Annotated in this window: 17 protein-coding genes and 1 pseudogene; 10 read left to right on the forward strand and 8 right to left on the reverse strand. The window is 30.1% G+C overall.

Annotation, left to right across the window (positions count from 1 at the left end; genetic code table 11):
• Positions 1 to 20 precede the first annotated feature (20 nt).
• Together VIM70_RS18975 and VIM70_RS18980 are read right to left on the reverse strand one after the other, a co-directional pair.
• The gene (locus VIM70_RS18975; RefSeq protein WP_331947347.1) at positions 21 to 1,043 is read right to left on the reverse strand and encodes a CotS family spore coat protein; all 1,023 of its coding nucleotides are present in this window, start codon (positions 1,041 to 1,043) and stop codon (positions 21 to 23) included.
• A gap of 200 nt (positions 1,044 to 1,243) precedes the next feature.
• The gene (locus VIM70_RS18980; protein WP_331947348.1) at positions 1,244 to 1,510 is read right to left on the reverse strand and encodes a hypothetical protein; all 267 of its coding nucleotides are present in this window, start codon (positions 1,508 to 1,510) and stop codon (positions 1,244 to 1,246) included.
• Between the two features lie 260 nt (positions 1,511 to 1,770).
• Here VIM70_RS18980 and VIM70_RS18985 point away from each other — a divergent pair, with 260 nt between their 5' ends.
• From VIM70_RS18985 to VIM70_RS18995, 3 genes are all read left to right on the forward strand, one after another.
• Positions 1,771 to 2,529 (forward strand): exodeoxyribonuclease III, encoded by a 759-nt coding sequence (locus VIM70_RS18985; RefSeq protein ID WP_331947349.1) that lies wholly within the window; start codon positions 1,771 to 1,773, stop codon positions 2,527 to 2,529.
• A 134-nt stretch (positions 2,530 to 2,663) separates the two neighbouring features.
• Entirely contained in the window at positions 2,664 to 3,677 is a 1,014-nt protein-coding gene (locus tag VIM70_RS18990) for a WG repeat-containing protein (protein WP_331947350.1), read from the forward strand.
• Between the two features lie 293 nt (positions 3,678 to 3,970).
• Positions 3,971 to 4,909 (forward strand): glycosyltransferase, encoded by a 939-nt coding sequence (locus VIM70_RS18995; RefSeq protein ID WP_331947351.1) that lies wholly within the window; start codon positions 3,971 to 3,973, stop codon positions 4,907 to 4,909.
• Between the two features lie 124 nt (positions 4,910 to 5,033).
• On the opposite strand, the gene VIM70_RS19000 is transcribed toward VIM70_RS18995, so the two are convergent.
• From VIM70_RS19000 to VIM70_RS19020, 5 genes and pseudogenes are all read right to left on the reverse strand, one after another.
• A complete protein-coding gene (locus VIM70_RS19000) occupies positions 5,034 to 5,156 on the reverse strand; it encodes a hypothetical protein (protein WP_331947352.1) in 123 nt (40 codons plus the stop codon).
• Positions 5,157 to 5,159: 3 nt separating this feature from the next.
• Complete coding sequence (locus VIM70_RS19005) at positions 5,160 to 5,483, reverse strand: hypothetical protein (protein WP_414648730.1); 324 nt, start codon at positions 5,481 to 5,483, stop codon at positions 5,160 to 5,162.
• 31 nt (positions 5,484 to 5,514) lie between these two features.
• A complete protein-coding gene (locus VIM70_RS19010) occupies positions 5,515 to 5,793 on the reverse strand; it encodes a hypothetical protein (protein WP_331947354.1) in 279 nt (92 codons plus the stop codon).
• 2 nt (positions 5,794 to 5,795) lie between these two features.
• Positions 5,796 to 6,338, reverse strand: a complete 543-nt coding sequence (locus VIM70_RS19015) for a hypothetical protein (protein WP_331947355.1) — start codon at positions 6,336 to 6,338, stop codon at positions 5,796 to 5,798.
• A gap of 67 nt (positions 6,339 to 6,405) precedes the next feature.
• Positions 6,406 to 6,486, reverse strand: a pseudogene (locus VIM70_RS19020) (GTP-binding protein); the annotation flags it as partial.
• Positions 6,487 to 6,705: 219 nt separating this feature from the next.
• Here VIM70_RS19020 and VIM70_RS19025 point away from each other — a divergent pair.
• The 4 genes from VIM70_RS19025 to VIM70_RS19040 all read left to right on the forward strand — a co-directional run bounded on the left by VIM70_RS19025 (position 6,706) and on the right by VIM70_RS19040 (position 13,041).
• Positions 6,706 to 9,084: a U32 family peptidase gene (locus tag VIM70_RS19025; RefSeq protein WP_331947358.1), complete on the forward strand. Its 2,379-nt coding sequence runs from the start codon at positions 6,706 to 6,708 to the stop codon at positions 9,082 to 9,084.
• A gap of 67 nt (positions 9,085 to 9,151) precedes the next feature.
• A complete protein-coding gene (locus VIM70_RS19030; protein WP_331947360.1) occupies positions 9,152 to 11,518 on the forward strand; it encodes an endonuclease MutS2 in 2,367 nt (788 codons plus the stop codon).
• 33 nt (positions 11,519 to 11,551) lie between these two features.
• Complete coding sequence (locus VIM70_RS19035; protein ID WP_331947361.1) at positions 11,552 to 12,031, forward strand: DUF523 domain-containing protein; 480 nt, start codon at positions 11,552 to 11,554, stop codon at positions 12,029 to 12,031.
• Positions 12,028 to 13,041, forward strand: a complete 1,014-nt coding sequence (locus VIM70_RS19040; protein WP_331947362.1) for an alpha-hydroxy-acid oxidizing protein — start codon at positions 12,028 to 12,030, stop codon at positions 13,039 to 13,041. The genes VIM70_RS19035 and VIM70_RS19040 overlap by 4 nt, the downstream gene beginning before the upstream one ends.
• An 84-nt stretch (positions 13,042 to 13,125) precedes the next feature.
• Here the strand turns inward: VIM70_RS19040 and VIM70_RS19045 are convergent, their stop codons facing one another.
• Positions 13,126 to 14,616, reverse strand: coding sequence for an aminotransferase class I/II-fold pyridoxal phosphate-dependent enzyme (locus VIM70_RS19045; protein ID WP_331947363.1), 1,491 nt, complete (start codon positions 14,614 to 14,616; stop codon positions 13,126 to 13,128).
• A 328-nt stretch (positions 14,617 to 14,944) separates the two neighbouring features.
• Here VIM70_RS19045 and VIM70_RS19050 point away from each other — a divergent pair, with 328 nt between their 5' ends.
• From VIM70_RS19050 to galU, 3 genes are all read left to right on the forward strand, one after another.
• Positions 14,945 to 16,696: a phospho-sugar mutase gene (locus VIM70_RS19050; RefSeq protein ID WP_331947364.1), complete on the forward strand. Its 1,752-nt coding sequence runs from the start codon at positions 14,945 to 14,947 to the stop codon at positions 16,694 to 16,696.
• Positions 16,697 to 16,802: 106 nt separating this feature from the next.
• Complete coding sequence (locus VIM70_RS19055) at positions 16,803 to 17,873, forward strand: tetratricopeptide repeat protein (protein WP_331947365.1); 1,071 nt, start codon at positions 16,803 to 16,805, stop codon at positions 17,871 to 17,873.
• 282 nt (positions 17,874 to 18,155) lie between these two features.
• Positions 18,156 to 19,064: a UTP--glucose-1-phosphate uridylyltransferase GalU gene (gene galU / locus VIM70_RS19060; RefSeq protein ID WP_331947366.1), complete on the forward strand. Its 909-nt coding sequence runs from the start codon at positions 18,156 to 18,158 to the stop codon at positions 19,062 to 19,064.
• Positions 19,065 to 19,521: the final 457 nt, after the last annotated feature.

Consider the following 19,521-nt stretch of genomic DNA (forward strand, 5'->3'; position numbering starts at 1 on the left):
TTAATGCCTCCTATATTAACCTAAGATGGAATAATTCTTTCAAAATCTTGCAGAATAGGCTCTATAGATTTTTCTGTTTTAATCATCCCTTTTAATCTTTCAATATATCTAGCTTCAGGCCAATTTAATTCTCTTTTCTCATAATATTTGCTCATTATTCCTACAAAAAGATGAGGGAAAATTAATGTTTCTTTTAACACTTGCCATTTCCAGTGTTCTAGTGGATTTAAGTCATTGTACCATTTTAGTATTTGTGATGTTAATAGTAAATCCCATTTGCCTTTCTTTTTCATAATTTTATTTAAAAATTTTCTTATGTCTCTAGTAGGCAAATCTACAGTAATAGAATCTATATCTAAAACAAATATATCTTTTGAACTGGTAAGAATGAGGTTACTAGCAGTAAAATCTTGATGACAAAGACAATTTGTACTTTTAGCCTCAAGGGACCATTGATTGTATCCTGATTTCTCATTTTCCTTTATAGCTAACTGCATTCTTTTATTAAAATAAGGAAATTCGGTTATAATAATTTGTCCGAATTCTGAATGTTTAGGAACAGACATTTCAAAATTATAAAAATCTTTTAATTTGATCATTTGATTTTCAAATTCTTCCTTTTGATGGCCTAAATGAATCCTTGCCTTGCAGTCATCTGGAAAGGCGAAATTTTTAGAGGCATGATGGAAATTAGCTAGTCCCTCTACTATCATTTTTAATTCTTGAGGTTTGTCCTCATTTGGAGTATTGCCAATTATAGCTTCACTTAAAACATAACAGGAGTTAACTCCTTTTACATAGCTATTATTGTCTTTTGTCTTAATAATTTCAGATAAATTAACTTTCCCATTTTTTAAGTGTTCAACAGCTGATAGAATGAATTCAAGTGTTTTAGCTGAGCAAGAGTGTTTTTTTAAAATTTTATCGCCGGTAGTTGTTTTTATCCACCAGACTGCTTTTTTACCTTTATCAGACTGCTGTTTTATATCAACAATATTAATATTGTATTTAGATAATATCAAATTTATATTTTCTTGTTCCATAATGTGGCCTCCTTGTAACACTCTTAAATAGGTAACAAATAATAAATTTTAGATAAGCAAATAAATTTATAGTTATATATAAAACCCTGAGGAGTCTTAATAGGTATTGAGGGAAAGAAAAATTATGCAAAATTATATTAGGTAATTAATAATTTAACATTTTTATAAGGCATCCTCAGGGAGTTTTAATTTAAATTTTATTAAAATTCAAAGGGTTGTTTTTCATAATCTTCGTTATTATTTTCTTCTAATTGCTCAGGTCTTTGTCCCCACTTAACTTTAATTGAAAAATCTCCGTAATTTTCATCGGCATCAAGTTTAATTTGAAAATCTAATTCTTCATCATCTGGTATAGAAACATCGTTTCCTTCTATTTGGAGTTTGTCTTTAAATAATTTTATAACTTCATCCTTTAAAAAGAAATAAAATTCTTCTTTATTTCCAGTATATTTTTCTCTATAATTCATGGATAAAGCCCCCTTCCACTATAAAGTATTCCGATTTAACAATAAGGGTGATAGTAATTGCATATATTTTTAAAAATACAAAAAAATTATTTTAAAATTAAAATGCCTGTTGCTAAGCAATAATAGCAATAGGTAATTTTATAATACTCAATAATATGATATATTATATTAAGAGATTTACATACTGTGTTAAAAATAGTAAATAATAAATATAGAGGTAATTTAATTGTAAAAAATAGCTTTATAAGGAAGGTGTTTTTATGAAAATTTATTCATGGAATGTGAATGGCATAAGAGCCATAAAAAATAAAGGGTTCATTGAATGGGTTACCAGTGAGCAACCAGAGGTTTTATGTTTACAAGAAACAAAAATTCAAGAAGATCAAATAAGTGATGAACTTAAGAATATAGAGGGATATTACTCTTATTTTTCTTGTGCAGAAAAGAAGGGTTATAGTGGTGTAGCAATATATACTAAGCAAAAACCAATATCTGTAAAGTTTGGTATTGGAATAGAGAAATTTGATAGTGAAGGGAGAATATTAATAACTGAGTTCGAAGAGTTTACCCTTTTTAGCATATACTTTCCTAATGGTCAGAAAGATGAGGACAGATTAAATTATAAAATGGAATTTTATGATGCTCTATTGGATTATTGTGAAAAGTTGAGAGAAAACGGGAAAAAGTTAATTATTTGTGGTGATTATAATACCGCTCATAACATAATTGATCTTAAGAATCCAAAGGCAAACGAAAAATATTCAGGATTCTTACCTATAGAGAGAGCTTGGATGGATAAATTTATATCTTATGGTTATGTTGATACTTTTAGATATCTTCACGAGGTAGAAGTAAAATATTCTTGGTGGAGTTACAGATTTAAGGCTAGAGAAAAAAATGTAGGATGGAGACTTGATTATTTTTTTGTAACGACGGATTTATTAAGCAAATTAAAGGAAGCTTCTATTTTAAATGAGGTTTTAGGATCAGACCATTGCCCTGTATGTATTATTTTATAGTCACATTTAAATCTACATTTAAAGTAGCGTTTGCAAATTACTTATTTAAAATATTTCAGTGTATAATGATATTTGATGTTATAAACTTATAATTTTTGGCACTCTACCACTAAAAATGAAAGGAAGTTTTAGTTATGGACAATGAGAGAAATTTATATCCTGTGAAATTTAAAAAGAGATATGGGTATATAGACAAGGAAGGTAATATGGTTATAGAATGTAAATTTAATTATGCGTTGGAGTTTGAAGGGAACCTCGCAATAGTTAGTATAGATGAAAAGTATGGTTTTATTAATAAGAATGGCGAGTTTGTAATAGAACCGAAGTATGATGAAGTTTCACAGTTTAATGAAGGCTTTGCGGTTATAAAGTTAGAAGGCAAAAAAGGATATATTAATTTAAGTGGGAAACTTATAGTGGAACCTAAATATGAAGAAGCTAATTTCTTTATGGAAGGAAGAGCTGCAGTAAAGAGTGGATATATGTGGGGATATATAGATAGTGAAGGGATGGAAATAGTGCCACCTAAATTTTTAGATGCTAATGATTATAGTGAAGGATTAGCAGCAGTGCAAATAGGAGGTAAGATAGCATATATAGATAAGGATGGTAAAGTTATAATAGATGCAGTTTATGATTATGCTTATGCATTTAATGGTGGGATAGCACCAGTTTGTTCTAATGGAAAGTATGGGTATATAAACAAAAGTGGTGAAACCATTATACCACTTCGATATAATGTTTGCGGAGAGTTCAATGAGGGCCTAGCATCAGTTGAAATGAGAGAAAAATACGGGTATATAGATTGTAGCGGAGAGATTATTATAAAACCTAGATTCCAATGGGCAGATAGATTTTATGAAGGTATAGCTATAATTTGTGAGAATGAAAAATATGGTTGTATTAATAAAAATGGAAATATTACAATACCTACAATATTTGAAGATATAGATATTATGAGCGAAGGATTGATAGCTGCTCAGATAGGAGAGAACTGGGGTTACATAAATTGCCTAGGTGAAATAGTAATTGAGCCCAGTTTTGAAGAAGCTTACGAATTTACTGATGGAATTGCAAGAATAGAAGTAGGTAAAAGAATCGGATATATTAATAAAGTAGGGGAATACGTTTGGAAATTACAATCTTAAATTTTATGATGAAGCATCTATATATATTATAGATGCTTTAACTATACAATCATATATTTGCCTCTTAAATTAATTTATTACTTTAGTATAATTAAACTTAGATTTAGTATATATAAATTTAATAATGTACTTTACATAATTATGTAGAAACTTTTACTGTATAGGTTAATAGTATATAAATAAAAGAATAGAAAACAAGAACTAATATATAAATTATTTTGGTGAAATATAACAAATAAGCCGGTTAGCAAAGTTATTTTATAAAAATAGCAAACTATAGGGGGAAATGCATAATGAAGGTTCTATTGTGTGTTAGACAAGATTATTATAGAAATTTTGCAGTGGATTCTATGAAGGTAATAAAGACAGCTGAATATTTGCGTAAATTAGGTGTAACCGTGGATATAAATGATGGGGGAATATATGATTATTCTAGTTATGATATAGTACATTTATTTAATATTGATACTGCAGGGGAGACGTATAGATACTATAAGATTGCACATTTTTACAAAAAAAACTTAATTATATCTCCAATGCACTGGGATATGAAAAAATATCAAATGTTAAACAATGAAATTGAAAGGTTGAAGCTTTATGAAATGTGTAGTAGTTATAAAGAGGAGATTTTTAAAAAAAGTAAACTTATTATTTGTAATAGTGAATTGGAAAAGGACCTTATTCAGAGTGAATTTCATGTGAATACCGAGTGCAGAGTCATATATAATGGTGTAGAAGTAGAAAATGAAGATATACCTTTATATAATTTTACCGAGAGATATAATTTAAACAATTATGTTTTATGTGTTGGGAGAATAAACGAGAGTAAAAATCAACTTGCTATATGTACCATCTGTGAGCAGCTTGGAAAGCAATTAGTTTTAATAGGAAATGTAAATGACAATGAGTACCTTAAAAAATGTACTAATTTCAAGAATGTAATTCATTTGGGATTTATGGATAACTATAATGTATACAATGCATATAGATTCGCAAAGGTACATGTGAACCCAAGTTTTATAGGAATGCCAGGCTTATCATCCCTAGAGGCAGCAGCAAGTGGGTGTAATATAGTGTCAACAAAGGAAGGCTGCGCAAAAGAATATTTTAAAGACATGGCGTTATATTGTGATCCATATGATAATAATAGTATGTACGATGCAATAAAGAAGGGGTTTGAAAAACGTAAGGATAACACGCTTAAAAATTATGTCAATGAAAATTATAACTGAGAGAAATTAATAAATGATTTATATAAAACTTATTTGGAAATTCTTAGTTAAAATTTTCATATATTATGCTATAACAAAAACTAAGATACAGCTATTATTTCAATAATAACTGCATCTTGTTTTTTTACAATGCATTTCGCATAGAGAGAATAAATTTAGCTCTATCTAAAGGATTAACTCCAATTCTTTCTCTTGCTGCTCCTATTTCTAAGGGACATGGCTCATAAGCAGAAAAGCCAGTTGTCATTATTCATTTTCCGGAAGATATCTTACTTAAATCTCCTGGATATTCAAGTGAGGTAGATACAGGCATTTTTCCCTCTATTGTAAAAGAGTCGTTGTGTATTATTGGACTATCAAATTTCCCACGCATTTTTATAATATCATTTAAAACTCTTCCACCTACATTCTGAGGCACAGTAATCCTAAACTTGATTATAGGTTCAAGTAGTGTAGTGCCTATTTCATTTAGACCTCTCATTATGCCCATTGCGGCAGAGGTTGCGAAGTCCCCTGAACGTGAATGCATAACATGGTCTTCTCCTTTTATAAAGGTTATCTTTAAATCTGTCACTGGCCATCCATAAATACCTTGACTTAAGATTTTACCCAAATATTTCCATTAGAATAGCTTCAATATATTCAATCTGAATTTTACCCATAATCCGAATATGAATCTCTTTTTTTTCTTTTATCCATAACATGTTAAGCAGTGGATCTTCCTCTTGTAGAATAGTTAAAGCTTCAACTAAAGTTATATAGTCTTCTTCAATTTTCGGATAAATTCTTAAGGTAAGAAGTGGAGTTGTAATTACTTGAAGTTTCGGAATATGAGTTTTGCTTCCCAGAATATCGTTGGTACTACAATTTAACCCGCTAACCATAACTAAAATTTCTGATTAATTATTTTTTTTATCATAGTAATTTTTTCACTTTTGTTTGTAGTTACATTTAAAATATCATCTCTAGTTGATATTGACCCACTAAATAGTTTTATATGGGCTATTTTACCTAAGGTTTTATTATGAGAGATTTTATAGACCAGTGCCGAGAGATTTGAACTATCTAAATCCTCTGGGCCAGGGAGATAATCTATTATTCCATCAAGCAAATCTTTAATTCCTTCACCTTTTAGAGCAGTGCCATAAAGCACAGGATAAATTATACCTTTATTAGCCTGCTTTGCTATCTCATTTTTTATGTTTCCTAGGGTTAGAGTATTATTAAAGAATTGTTTTAAAATCTCTTCGTTATTATCACCTAGGATATCTATTATATCCTCAAGTAATCGTGAACACGATTCCTCATTTATATCTAATATATTTTTTGCGTAATTGCTTTGATCAAATATGTTCTTAACAATAAACTCGTTATTTATTTCATAAACAAATTGAAGTGGCACAAGCCTTTTAGTAAGCAACTTTTTCATATCATTAATTGTAATAGATGGGGAGGCTCCAATACGATCAAGTTTATTTATGAAAAAAATAGAAGTGTAGTTGTTCTGTTAAAGTTGTTTTTCCAGCATCTACATGGGCAACTATTCCAATATTTCTAATGCTATTTTTTATAGTCATATTTATATCTCCATTAGATAATTTTTTAGACTAGGATTCTAAAAAAAATAACAAGAACCCGACTAGTCTATTTTTTATTATATTCTATTATTTTTATTGTGTCCATGGTCATAGAATAGTGAAGGTCGTGTTATATTAATGTAAAATGTTCTAATGTCTTAATTTATTACAACTTTTACTGTATAATAAGATATATAAGACTTATTAGGAGAGATGCAAATGAAAAAGATTGAATTACTAGCTCCGGCTGGTAGCATGGAAAGTGTATATGCTGCAGTACAAATGGGGGCAGATGCAGTTTATATAGGAGGAAGCAAATTCTCGGCAAGAGCTTATGCTTTTAATTTTGATGAAGAGAATATAACGAAAGCAGTAGAATATTGTCATATTTATGGAGTACGTGTATATGTTACTTTAAATACATTAGTAAAGGACAATGAATTAAAAGAAATTATGGAATATGTAGGATTTTTATATAACGCATGCGTAGATGCATTGATCATTCAAGATGCTGGATTAATATATTTAATAAGAAATAATTTTCCTAGGTTTGAGCTTCACGCATCAACTCAGATGACAATTCACAATGGTGAAGCTGCTTTGTTTTTAAAAGAAATGGGATTTGCGAGGATAGTTCTCTCGAGAGAACTTAGTTTAAAAGAAATAAATTATATATCTAATACTTTAAATGTTGAAACAGAAGTCTTTATTCATGGAGCTTTATGTGTATGCTATTCAGGGCAGTGTCTAATGAGTAGTATTATTGGAGGTAGGAGTGGGAATAGAGGTAGGTGCGCTCAGCCATGCAGATTACCTTATACACTAATAGATGCAAATACTAAAAAAGAACATAAGGCATACCTTTTAAGTCCTAAAGATATTTGTACTATAGATAACCTAAAAGATATGGTTGCAAGTGGCACATCTTCACTAAAAATAGAGGGAAGAATGAAAAAACCGGAATATGTTGCAGGAACAGTAGAAATATATAGACGGGCATTAGATAATGTTTATAATGACAAAATAGAAAAGTTAGATAAGGATACTAAGGTTTTAACACAATTATTTAATAGAGAAGGATTTTCGAAGGCATATTTATACGGTAACACCGGAAAAGATATGATGGCATATAAAGTTCCTAAAAATTCTGGACTACCAATAGGTAGCTCAAATAAAGATTTGTCTGTAACCCTTTTAGAAAACATCGCTTTAAAAGATGGCGTAATGTTTAACGATGATGGGTTTACTATTTTGAAAATTATAAAGGATGGAATGGAAGTTCAAAATGCAGTAATGGGGGATAGAGTTTTATTAAAACCAGCTAAATTTAAAGCTGGAGATTTTTTATATAAAATTTCAGATGTCCAATTAATGGAGGAACTTTCAAGAAGTTATAGTGATAAATTCAAGAAGAAAATAGAACTAAATCTTTCAATAGAATTCACCACTAATAAACCTTTAAAAATAAGTACTAGTTACAAGGGGAAAAGTTTTAATGTTAAAGGTGATCTTGTTCAGGAGGCACTAAATAAACCACTTAGTAGAGAACGTATCATTCAAAATTTATCTAAAACAGGAGATACTCCATTCATAATAAATGAAGTGAATTTTGAAGATTTTGAAGGAGGTTTTGTTCCGATGGCATCATTGAATTTAATAAGGCGAGAATTAATAGAGAATGTTCAAAATGATATAACTTTAAAATATAAAAGAGGAAAAAATACAACTCAGATTAATTATAACAAAGGTCTTAGTCTTCTAGGGGATAAAAATAATTTAGAATATAAGGATAAAAAAGTTACAAGTATACCGGAGACACTTATATATGTCACTAAAGAGGAACAACTAAAAGCAGTACTAGAAATGGGCTTTGATAATATTGCTATAAACCCTTTTATGAGAAGGTGTAACATAGAATTTAATAAATATGATTTTAATGTTTATTTAAAGGTTCCCAATATTATTAAGGAAGAATTTGAAAGTATTTGTGAGTTTATTGAAAACAATTTAGGTAAAGTAAAAGGTATTATTACCGCTAATTTAGGTATAATTAGTAGATTTAATAAAAAAACAATTATAATTGGAGATTACAAATTGAATGTTTTTAATAGTTATGCAGGAGATTTTTACAAGAGTTTTCTAACGGGGACTTGTATTAGTGCAGAGCTTAATGCAGCGGAGATCAAAAAGATTGCATCTAAAACTTCTTTGCCACTTCAAATTATGGTTTACGGAAAATATGAACTTATGGTAAGTGAATACTGTGCTATAGGAAGTGTATTTGGTAACAAAAGTGATAAAAAGGCTTGCATGAGAAATTGTGTTAAAGAATCATATACGCTTAAAGATAGAATGGGAGCAGAATTTAGTATTGATACTGATAAATATTGTAGAAGTTATATTTACAATAATGTGCCTGTGAATTTAATTTCTAATATAGATGAAATAAAGAAAAACAATATTTCATCTTTTAGATTAGATTTTATTCAAGAAAATTATGAAGAGACTATTGAGGTTCTAAAAAATTATATAGAAAGATCATGGCAAGGTGAATTTAAAAACTATACTAGAGGGCATTATAAAAGAGGGGTTGAATAATTGGAGATACATAATAGTGGATATATAATAGATAATAAATTATTAACAAATGAAAGATGGTGGAATTGTGAACATAAAATCATTAAAGGTTTTAGAATATTACAAAATTAAAGAAAAAATTAAAGAATATGCGAAAACTACTGCAGGTAAGGATATTATAAGTGATTTAGAACCTTACACTAATATTTATGAAGTAAGAGAACATTTACAAGAAACTAATGAAGCCCTTTTACTTTTATCACAAAAGGGAAGTGCTCCTTTTGAAGGTATATATGACGTGCGGGATGCAATAATTAGGGCATCTAAAGGTGCTTCACTTATGCCAATGCAGCTTCTTCACATAGCTCAAATGCTTAGGTGTGCTAGATTATTTAAGAATTATGTTGGTGAATCAGTGGGGGAGGATTCCTCTAGAGTTTTAGAGGATATATGTATTGGAATTGTTCCAATTAAAAAATTAGAAGATGAAATTTTTATAGCAATAATAAGTGATGATGAAATTTCTGATAGGGCAAGTAGTTTGCTTTTTAGTTTAAGAAAATCCTTAAAAGATAAAAATGCTTCCGTAAAAGAAAAAGTAATTTCATTAGTTAGATCAAATGCAAAATATCTTCAAGAAAGTCTTTATACTATAAGAGGAGATAGATATGTAATTCCCGTTAAGATAGAACATAAAGGTAGTGTTCCAGGTCTTGTGCATGATCAAAGTTCATCAGGAGCTACACTTTTCATAGAACCTATGAGTTTAGTGAACTTAAACAACGAAATCAAGGAAATTATGTTAAAGGAAAAAGCTGAAGTTGAAAGAATTTTATCTGAATTATCCTATAAAATATATGAAAATATAAATATTGTTCAAAATAATGCAAATATAGTATGGGAACTAGATTTCATTTTTGCAAAGGCGGGATATGCAATAGAGATTAATGCTATTATTCCGAGGGTTAATGAAGATGGAGTAATAGATATAATTGAGGCTAGACATCCTTTAATAGATCCTAAAGAAGTTATTCCTAGTAATATTTATCTGGGAAGAGGATTTACATCACTGATAATAACAGGACCCAATACTGGTGGTAAAACAGTAACGTTAAAAACTGTAGGATTGATCCAGTTAATGGCTATGAGTGGTATTTTAATCCCAGCTAGAGAAGGCTCCATGATAAGTTTTTTCCATGAAATTTTTGCAGATATAGGAGACGAGCAAAGTATTGAGCAAAGCTTATCTACTTTTTCGTCACATATGACTAATATAGTAAATATAATTGAAAAAGCAGATATAAAATCCTTAGCGTTGTTTGATGAATTAGGAGCTGGCACAGATCCCACAGAAGGAGCTGCCCTTGCTGTTGCAATACTAGAAAATTTAAGGGCAAGAGGCACAAAAGTAGTTGCAACTACCCATTATAGTGAATTAAAAGGATATGCGCTGAAAACTACAGGTGTTGAAAATGCTTCTGTAGAGTTTAATGTAGACACACTGAGCCCAACCTATAGACTTATAATTGGAGTACCAGGTAAATCAAATGCTTTTGAAATTTCAAAGAGATTAGGGCTACCTGATTATATAATTAAAAATGCTAAAGAAAATATTTCTAAAGAAACTTTAGAATTTGAAGAGTTAGTTCAAAGTTTACAAGAAAAAAGCATCAAGGCAGAGAGTGATGCTAGAGCATCTGAAATTTTGAAACTAGAAGCTAGCAAACTTAAAGAAAAATATCAGGAGAAATTGTACAAACTGGAAAACATTAGAGAAAATGCAATGTATGAAGCACAAAGGGAAGCTAAGAGACTTATAAAGGATGCTAAGGAAGAATCAGATGTCATTCTTAAAAATATGAGACAATTAGAAAAGCTAGGTTACTCATCCGAAGCAAGGCAAAAACTCGAAGAGGAAAGATCGAAAATTAAAAATAAGCTTGAAAGCTTAGAGAGACATGTAGAAAAAAGTAATGAGGTCTTCGGAGAAAAGCTAAAAAATGTAAAACAAGGTGAAGAGGTATATTTGCCATCTCTTGACCAAAAGGTTATTGTGATTTCCAAGCCTGATAGAAAAGGCGAAGTACAGGTTCAGGCTGGTATTATGAAGATAAATGTAAAAGTAGATGATCTGCGTAAATCAAGGCTTACACAGGAAGACAAGAAAAAGGCAAAGATAATTAAGAGGGAAATGAAGCTAAATATAAGCAATGTATCAAATTCTGTAGATCTAAGAGGTATGGATTCTCAGGAGGCTATATTTACTGTTGATAAATTCTTAGATGAAGCTTATTTAGGCGGACTTAAAGAATCTACAATTATTCATGGTAAGGGCACAGGAGTTTTAAGAAAAACTATTACAGATATGCTTAAGAGACATGGTCATGTTAAAACTTATAGATTGGGAAATTATGGTGAGGGTGGTAGTGGAGTTACCGTAGTAGAACTTAAATAGTTCATGGTTAATTTAATAAAGGATGGTTAGGATATGATTATTGTAAGTGCTTGTTTATGTGGAATTAATTGCAAGTATGATGGTGGGAATAATTTAGATGCACGGCTACAAAAGCTCTTTAAAGACGGAAAAGTTATCCCTGTTTGTCCAGAACAACTAGGGGGACAAGAAACTCCTAGGGCTCCACATGAAATTGTGAATGGGGATGGACTCGATGTGCTAGAAGGAAAAGCTAGAATTCTTGGACCAAAAAAAGATGACGATCAAACATCAAAGTTCTTAAAAGGTGCTTATGAAACTTTAGAAATTGCAGAAGTAGTTGGAGCTAGTATTGCTATTTTAAAAGCACGAAGTCCTTCTTGTGGAGTAGGAACAATATACGATGGAACTTTTAGTGGTACTAGAAGAAAGGGTAATGGAGTTACAGCACAGTTATTAATATCGAAGGGTATAAAAGTTTTTACAGAAGAAAACTTAGATGATTTAGAATTACAAAAGGGGGAAATAAAATGAATTATAAAGATGTTTTAAAAGATGCTAGAGGAAATTTAAACAAAAGTTGTAGAGTTTGTCCTATATGTAATGGAGTTGCTTGCGCAGGCGAAGTACCCGGAATGGGAGGTAAAGGAACTGGTGGTTCTTTTAAAATTAATATAGAATCATTGGAAGCTTATAAACTTAATATGAGAACTATACATGATGCAAAAAATCCTGATACTTCTATAGAGATGTTTGGTATAAAAATGGATATGCCAGTATTTGCTGCCCCGGTATCTGGAACTACCCTAAATATGGGTGGCAAATTTAGCGAAGAAGAGTATATATCTTGGGTTATTAGTGGATGTATTAAAGGGGGAATTTCTCCAATGGTGGGAGACACTGCTGTAGATTCTTTTTACACAACTAATCTTGAACAGTTAGAAAAACAGGGTGGGAATGGCATTGCAATAATAAAACCTTGGGAAAATGCAAAAGTTATAGAGAAAATTAAATTAGCAGAAAAAGCAGGTGCCTTTGCTATAGGAATGGACATAGATGCTTGTGGTCTTCTTACTTTAGCACTTGCTGGTAAACCAGTTATGCCTAAAACCGTGGATGAAATTAAACAAATTGTTGAATCAACTAAGCTTCCATTTATTTTAAAAGGAATAATGACAACAGACGAAGCAGAACTTGCGGTTGATGCAGGAGTAGCGGCAATTGTAGTATCAAATCATGGAGGAAGAGTATTAGATCAAACTCCGGGAGTTGCTAATGTTCTTCAAGATATTGCTGAAGTGGTCAAGGGAAAAGTAATTATTTTAGCTGATGGTGGAGTTCGAAATGGTGTCGATATACTTAAAATGATAGCACTAGGTGCAGATGCAGTTCTTATTGGCAGGCCATTTGTAACTGCATCATTTGGTGGTAAGGCAGAAGGCGTAAAATCTTACATTGATTTGCTAAAAAGCGAATTAAAATCATCTATGGTGCTTACAGGGTGTAAATCTATAGGAGATATTAATAATAGAATTTTATATTAAATATAATGTGAATAAATAAAGAAGAAAGCCATTATTTATAAGGCTTTCTTCTTTATTTGTTAAGATATAACACCTAAATTATGTTTATTCAACAGTTATGTACACTGCATCTTCTTCGAGAACAACTTTGATATATTCAACTTCAGGGTCTTCAGTTCCTTGAACATATAATCCAGTGTTTTTTAATTTTTCAACATAATCTACAATCTCTTGAGTTATTCTCTCTCCAGGGCAAAGTACTGGAATGCCAGGTGGATAAGCCATTAAGAATTCCCCACTTATCATACCAACACTTTTTTTAATTTCAACAGCTGTATTTACACTGTTGAAAGCCTCACGGGGAATTTGAACTTGTTCTGGAATACTGGGAATATCAATAAAATCAGATTTTTTTGTTCCTTTGCCATAATATTCATTGCTTATTTCTCTTAGAGCTGAAAGTAATTGTTCCATTCCATCTTTTGTATCTCCAAAAGTACCAACTGCTAAAATATTATAAAGATCAGATAATTCCATTTGTATATGATATTTGTTAGCAAGTATCATATCTAAGTCATAACCCGTTATACCTAAATCCCTACAAGTGATTGTGATTTTAGTTGGATCAAAAGCATAAGCACCGAAACCATCTAGGACTTCTTCTCCAAAACAATAAAACCCTGGTATTTTATTCACTTCACTTCTTACATAATTACATAGATCAATAGTCTTTTCTAAAAGTAGCGTGCCATCTAATGTAATTTGTCGCCTTGCACAATCTAATGATGCCATTAGTATGTAGGAAGGTGACGTTGTGTGCATTAAGTTTATTAGTTGTTTAACTCTAGCAGGGTTAACTCGTTTTGAACTAACATGTAGCATAGAACTTTGAGTTAATGAACCTATAATTTTATGAGTGCTTTGAGCACAGATATCTGCACCAGCTTCCATTGCGGACATTGGTAACCTGCTATTAAATTTAAGATGAGGGCCATGAGCTTCATCAACTATCAGAGGAATGTCGTATTCATGAACTATATCTGCAATTCTCTTTATATCTGTTGAAACTCCATAGTATGTGGGGTTAATTATAAGCACAGCTTTCGCATCAGGATTTTCCTTCAATGTTTCTTCCACAGTTTCTGGGGAAACTCCATGTGCAACCCCAATTTTTTTATCTAGTGCAGGCTGCATATAAACTGGCACAGCACCTGATAAAATGATACCACCAGTTATTGATTTATGTACATTTCTAGGAACAATTATTTTATCGCCAGATCCAACTACAGACATAATCATAGCTTGAATAGCACCAGAAGTTCCATGAACTGAGAAAAAAGATGCATCAGCACCATAAGCATCAGCTGCTAATTCTTGCGCCTTTTTAATAGGTCCAGTTGGGTGGTGAAAACTGTCAACAAGTTTAAAAACAGTAACATCAATTTTAAAAGGATTATCTCCCATAAAACTTCTAAATTGTTCATCTGCCCCTATTCCTTTTTTATGCCCAGGCACGTGAAAAGGTAAGGTTTCTCTATCTACATATTCCATTAAAGCATCAAATAATGGAGTTTCATTTTGATTTAATCTATACAATTTATACACCCCTTCCAAAAGAATTTATATTAGTTTATTAAATCACTATTTAAAGTATAATCATTCAGTCAATTTATAATTATAAAGTATTAGATATGTAAATACAATTATAATTATAAAATAATGCACAATATCATATTTAAAGTTGGAAAAATCAGCTTTAAATGACTACGTTATAACAAAATATGGGAAAATAGGTTATTAGTGAAAATTCCTTTTATTTGTAATGGATTGATAGTATAATATGATAGACTAAAGAGAGATTAATACAGGTGTAAATTAACATAATAACTGTTATCGGATTCATAGTAACAAAAGGAGGTATTATATGACATATACAGAAAAGTATAAAAGTTGGATTAACTCTAAGTTTATAGATTTAAAATTGAAGAGTGAATTGGAACATTTAGTAGATGAAAAAGAAATTGAAGATAGATTTTATAAAGATTTAGAGTTTGGTACAGGAGGATTAAGAGGTGTAATTGGTGCAGGAACAAATAGGATGAATATACACACAGTAGGCAAGGCAGCTCAAGGCTTAGCAGACTATTTAAATATAAAATACAAAGAAAAGATATCTGTTACCATAGCATACGATTCAAGAAATATGTCAATAGAATTTGCAAAGGCAGCTGCAGAAACACTTTGCGGCAATGGTATTTTTGTTAATTTGTTTGAAACTTTAACACCGACTCCAATTTTATCTTATGCAGTTCGAGAACTTAAAAGTAAAGCAGGTATTGTAATTACTGCATCACATAATCCTAAAGAGTACAACGGATTTAAGGTATATGGTGATGATGGTGGACAAGTTACAGATGAAGTAGCAAGCAGAATTACAACCTGTGCAGATGGAATTAAAGATTTTTCTAAAATAAAAACAATAGGAATCAATAAAGCAAAAGCAAATGGAATGTTAAAAATAATTGGGGAAAACCTTTATTTATCGTATATTGATAAGACTAAAAATTTAACTATTAGAAAAGACTTAGTTAAGAAATATGCTAAGGATTTGAAAATAATTTATACTCCTATTCATGGTTCAGGAAACATTCCTGTGAGGAGAGTTTTGAGTGAATTAGGTTATGACAAAGTGTTTGTTGTAAAAGAGCAAGAAATGCCAGATGGTAATTTCACTACAGTTTCATATCCTAATCCAGAACAATCAGAGGTATTTGAATTAGCACTTAATATGGCGAGTGACATCAATCCGGACATTATTTTTGGTACAGACCCTGACTGTGATCGAATTGGAGTTGTTGTTAAAGGTGAAAAAGGTCAATATAAGGTTTTGTCAGGTAATCAGACAGGTATATTATTAGCTAATTACATTTTAAATTCATTAAGTGAAACTAACCAATTGCCTAAAAATGGTGTTGTAATAAAAACTATTGTTACAACAGACATGATAGGGAGTATAGGAAAAAAATATAATGTTGAAGTATTAGATGTGCTAACAGGATTTAAATATATTGGGGAGAAAATTAAAGAGTTTGAACAGGAGGGTAAAAAAGAGTTTATATTTGGTTTTGAGGAGAGTTTTGGTTATTTGGCAGGAAATTTTGTGCGTGATAAAGATGCGGTTATAGCTTCCATGCTAATTTGTGAGATGACACTTTATTATAAAAATAAAGGTATGAGTTTGTATGATGCTTTGTTGAATATTTATAAAGAGAATGGATACTACGAGGAAAGTTTAGTATCCATAGAACTTAAAGGAAAAGATGGTGCAGAAAAAATAGGTAATATTATGCAGTATTTAAGAAATTCAATGAATGGATTAATAGGTAATAATAAAATTGTAAAAAAGATGGACTATAAAACCGGATTGGAATTAGATTTAATTAAAATTAATGAGAAAACAATTAAATTACCAAAATCTAATGTATTAAAATTTGTGTTAGAAGATGGTTCTTGGTTTGTAGTTCGGCCTTCTGGTACTGAACCAAAAATAAAAATTTATTTATCAGTAAAAGGAAATAGCTTAAAAAATGCATCTGAAAAAATAGTTAATCTAAAAGAAAATGTTATGTCAATAGTTGATATGGGATGTATAAATTTAAATACTGTCAAAGAATAGATTTACTTGTAATCATTTTATAAGGTTTACAAATTATTCTTTGTATATTATTATTAATAGTAACAATTGTAGCAGAAATATTTGAGATTAATAGGAAGGTGTAAGCATGGACGTAAAAACATATTTTTCTGAAAAATTAGCAGCTATTCTTTTTTTAGAAATAAAGAAGAATAGCAAAATTAATGAGTTTGTCATAATGGATGATTTATACTTCCCAGTGAGAACAAACGAAATGATCAAAAAGGTAAAGGAAAAAGAAGATTTCGATAATATACCAGTTAATTTATTTATAGAAGGAATGTTCTATGTAATAGGCGCAGATGAACTTTTTAAATATAATGAAGAATATAAAGGGATTATAAATGGTGTTCCAAATTCCATACCATTTATTAAAGGTGTAATATTTAAAGAAATTAAAAATGAGAATTATGAAGAAGCATATATTATTTTAAAAGGACTATTATCATTGCAAGAGAATATAGAAAATTATGATAAAATTTTTATATTAGTTGATAAATTAAGATTGAAAAATATTATGTTTAAGGATGAGGAATTAAGACTTATAGAAAAGGCTAAAAAAATCACCAATTACGCTACCCCCTATTTATATGAATCATTAGTTTTTAATAGTGAAAGTAAACATGACTTAGCATTGCTAGCTTTAAGAAATTATATTATAAATGGTGGTGAACAAACCACAGAGGTCATTGAATTAAAAAATGAGTTAGAAACCATTACAAGTTTTCAAAAGGGAAAAGATCTAGTATCTGAGAATCCTAAAGCGGCACTTGAAATTTTAATACCCTTAATGGAGCAATTAGGAGATAAACCAGATGTATATTATAACTGTGCTATAGCTTACAGAATACTGCAAAATCACGAAAAAGCTATATACTATCTAAATGAAGCGATGGCAATTGATAAAGATTTAATAGAAGTAATAAATGAATTCGGTATTAATTATGCTTGCCTTGAAAATTATGAGGTAGCTATTCAGTATTTTAGGAAGGCCTTTGAGGTTACAAAATCTATAGAGATATGCACAAATCTTGTTATGTGTTATTTAAATGTTAAAAATATTGAGCAAGCTAAAATACATTTAGATATAGCAAAAAAAATAGATGCAAAAGATGAAATTGTAATCCAGCTAGAAAAGCTATTTACGGATGTTAAATAAATTTAGAGAGTTTGTTAGGTGATTATGGAGAAGAAGTTGAAAAACAGTTGAAAAATTCGTAAAAAAGATTTGGCACATATTCTCTGTAGCGATGGACATAATATTACAAGTAGAAAAACTAGGTTAAAATAAGTTTACTCAACATTAAAAGAAACAAATAGAAATTTAAAATTTTTAACATTTTCAAATAGATTTTTTAAAATAAGTTTACAATCTAGGAGTATGTTTGGCATCTGAAAAAAATAACATATAAAGGATGTCTTAATTAAGGAGAGATGAACTATGAGAGTTAAAAAAGCTATAATACCCGCAGCAGGACTTGGAACAAGATTTCTGCCTGCTACAAAAGCACAACCTAAAGAAATGTTACCAATTGTTGATAAACCAACAATACAGTATATTATAGAGGAAGCCGTAGCATCTGGAATTGAGGAAATATTAATTATAACAGGAAGAAACAAAAGAGCTATCGAAGATCATTTTGACAAATCTATTGAACTTGAATATCAATTAGAGCAAAATGGTAAAAATGATGTCTTGAAAATGGTTAGAGATATTTCAAATCTAGCAAATATTTATTATATAAGGCAGAAAGAGCCAAAAGGGCTTGGTCATGCTATAAGTTGTGCAAAAACTTTTGTTGGGAATGAACCTTTTGCTGTAATGCTTGGTGATGATGTTGTAGATAGTAAGGTGCCTTGTTTAAAACAACTAATAGACTGCTATAGCAAATATAGAACCTCAATATTAGGAGTCCAAAAGGTTCCATTAAGTCAAGTTAGTAAATATGGTATAGTAAATGGAACATCAATAGAAGATCGGGTTTATAAGGTAGCAGATGTTATTGAAAAACCCAGTGCTTCAGAAGCTCCATCAAACATAGCCATTCTCGGAAGGTATATTATAACACCTAGAATATTTGATATTTTAGAAAATACAAAGCCAGGTAAGGGTGGAGAAATTCAACTTACTGATGCCTTAAAGACTTTAATAACAGAGGAAGATATGTACGCTTATAATTTTGATGGTAGAAGGTATGACGTAGGTGATAAAGAGGGATTTTTGGAAGCAAATGTGGAATTCGCACTCAAAAGAGAGGATTTGAAAAAAGCTTTTATGCAATATCTTTTAACTATCAAGGATAATGAGATGTTTAAAGAAATTTACAATGAGTGCAATAATAAAATATAAAGAGTAAAAGTAAAAAGCTAGATAAAACTAGCTTTTTTATTTTTGTATAAATCATATATTGTCAAGTGTGGACTATACAAAAGGCTATTAATAAAACTTATGGGGAGAAAGGTCACAATTTATTGAGTGAAAACGTTTTATTTATGAGGAATTATAAATAAATAGTTAATATACTCCTATAAATTATACAAATAGAATGATTTAGGATATAATAATATATGCTAAGATACGTTATGGTAAAAGTAAAAAAATGTTGAATAATTTTAGAAATGATGTAAAATGATTAAGGAACTCGTATTTTTAAAATTTTCTATTATTCCTGTGGTAATTTTGATAATAGATTTTAATAAATATTTGAATTGTATCGAAATATATGGAAATACACTTCAATAGAATAATTATTTTATACTGTATAGTAAATATATTAAATTAAACCTTTAAGGTTATAGGAGGTAAC

It is taken from the genome of Clostridium sp. (genome assembly GCF_036569345.1).
Taxonomy (GTDB): Bacteria; Bacillota; Clostridia; order Clostridiales; family Clostridiaceae; genus Clostridium_AD.

Excerpts from the sequence above, each read along its gene's own strand:
- VIM70_RS18975 (WP_331947347.1), bottom strand. The coding sequence starts at position 1,043 with ATGGAACAAGAAAATATAAATTTGATATTATCTAAATACAATATTAAT.
- VIM70_RS18980 (WP_331947348.1), bottom strand. The coding sequence starts at position 1,510 with ATGAATTATAGAGAAAAATATACTGGAAATAAAGAAGAATTTTATTTC.
- VIM70_RS18985 (WP_331947349.1), top strand. The coding sequence starts at position 1,771 with ATGAAAATTTATTCATGGAATGTGAATGGCATAAGAGCCATAAAAAAT.
- VIM70_RS18990 (WP_331947350.1), top strand. The coding sequence starts at position 2,664 with ATGGACAATGAGAGAAATTTATATCCTGTGAAATTTAAAAAGAGATAT.
- VIM70_RS18995 (WP_331947351.1), top strand. The coding sequence starts at position 3,971 with ATGAAGGTTCTATTGTGTGTTAGACAAGATTATTATAGAAATTTTGCA.
- VIM70_RS19000 (WP_331947352.1), bottom strand. The coding sequence starts at position 5,156 with ATGACAACTGGCTTTTCTGCTTATGAGCCATGTCCCTTAGAAATAGGA.
- VIM70_RS19010 (WP_331947354.1), bottom strand. The coding sequence starts at position 5,793 with ATGGTTAGCGGGTTAAATTGTAGTACCAACGATATTCTGGGAAGCAAA.
- VIM70_RS19015 (WP_331947355.1), bottom strand. The coding sequence starts at position 6,338 with ATGAAAAAGTTGCTTACTAAAAGGCTTGTGCCACTTCAATTTGTTTAT.
- VIM70_RS19025 (WP_331947358.1), top strand. The coding sequence starts at position 6,706 with ATGAAAAAGATTGAATTACTAGCTCCGGCTGGTAGCATGGAAAGTGTA.
- VIM70_RS19035 (WP_331947361.1), top strand. The coding sequence starts at position 11,552 with ATGATTATTGTAAGTGCTTGTTTATGTGGAATTAATTGCAAGTATGAT.
- VIM70_RS19040 (WP_331947362.1), top strand. The coding sequence starts at position 12,028 with ATGAATTATAAAGATGTTTTAAAAGATGCTAGAGGAAATTTAAACAAA.
- VIM70_RS19050 (WP_331947364.1), top strand. The coding sequence starts at position 14,945 with ATGACATATACAGAAAAGTATAAAAGTTGGATTAACTCTAAGTTTATA.
- VIM70_RS19055 (WP_331947365.1), top strand. The coding sequence starts at position 16,803 with ATGGACGTAAAAACATATTTTTCTGAAAAATTAGCAGCTATTCTTTTT.
- galU (WP_331947366.1), top strand. The coding sequence starts at position 18,156 with ATGAGAGTTAAAAAAGCTATAATACCCGCAGCAGGACTTGGAACAAGA.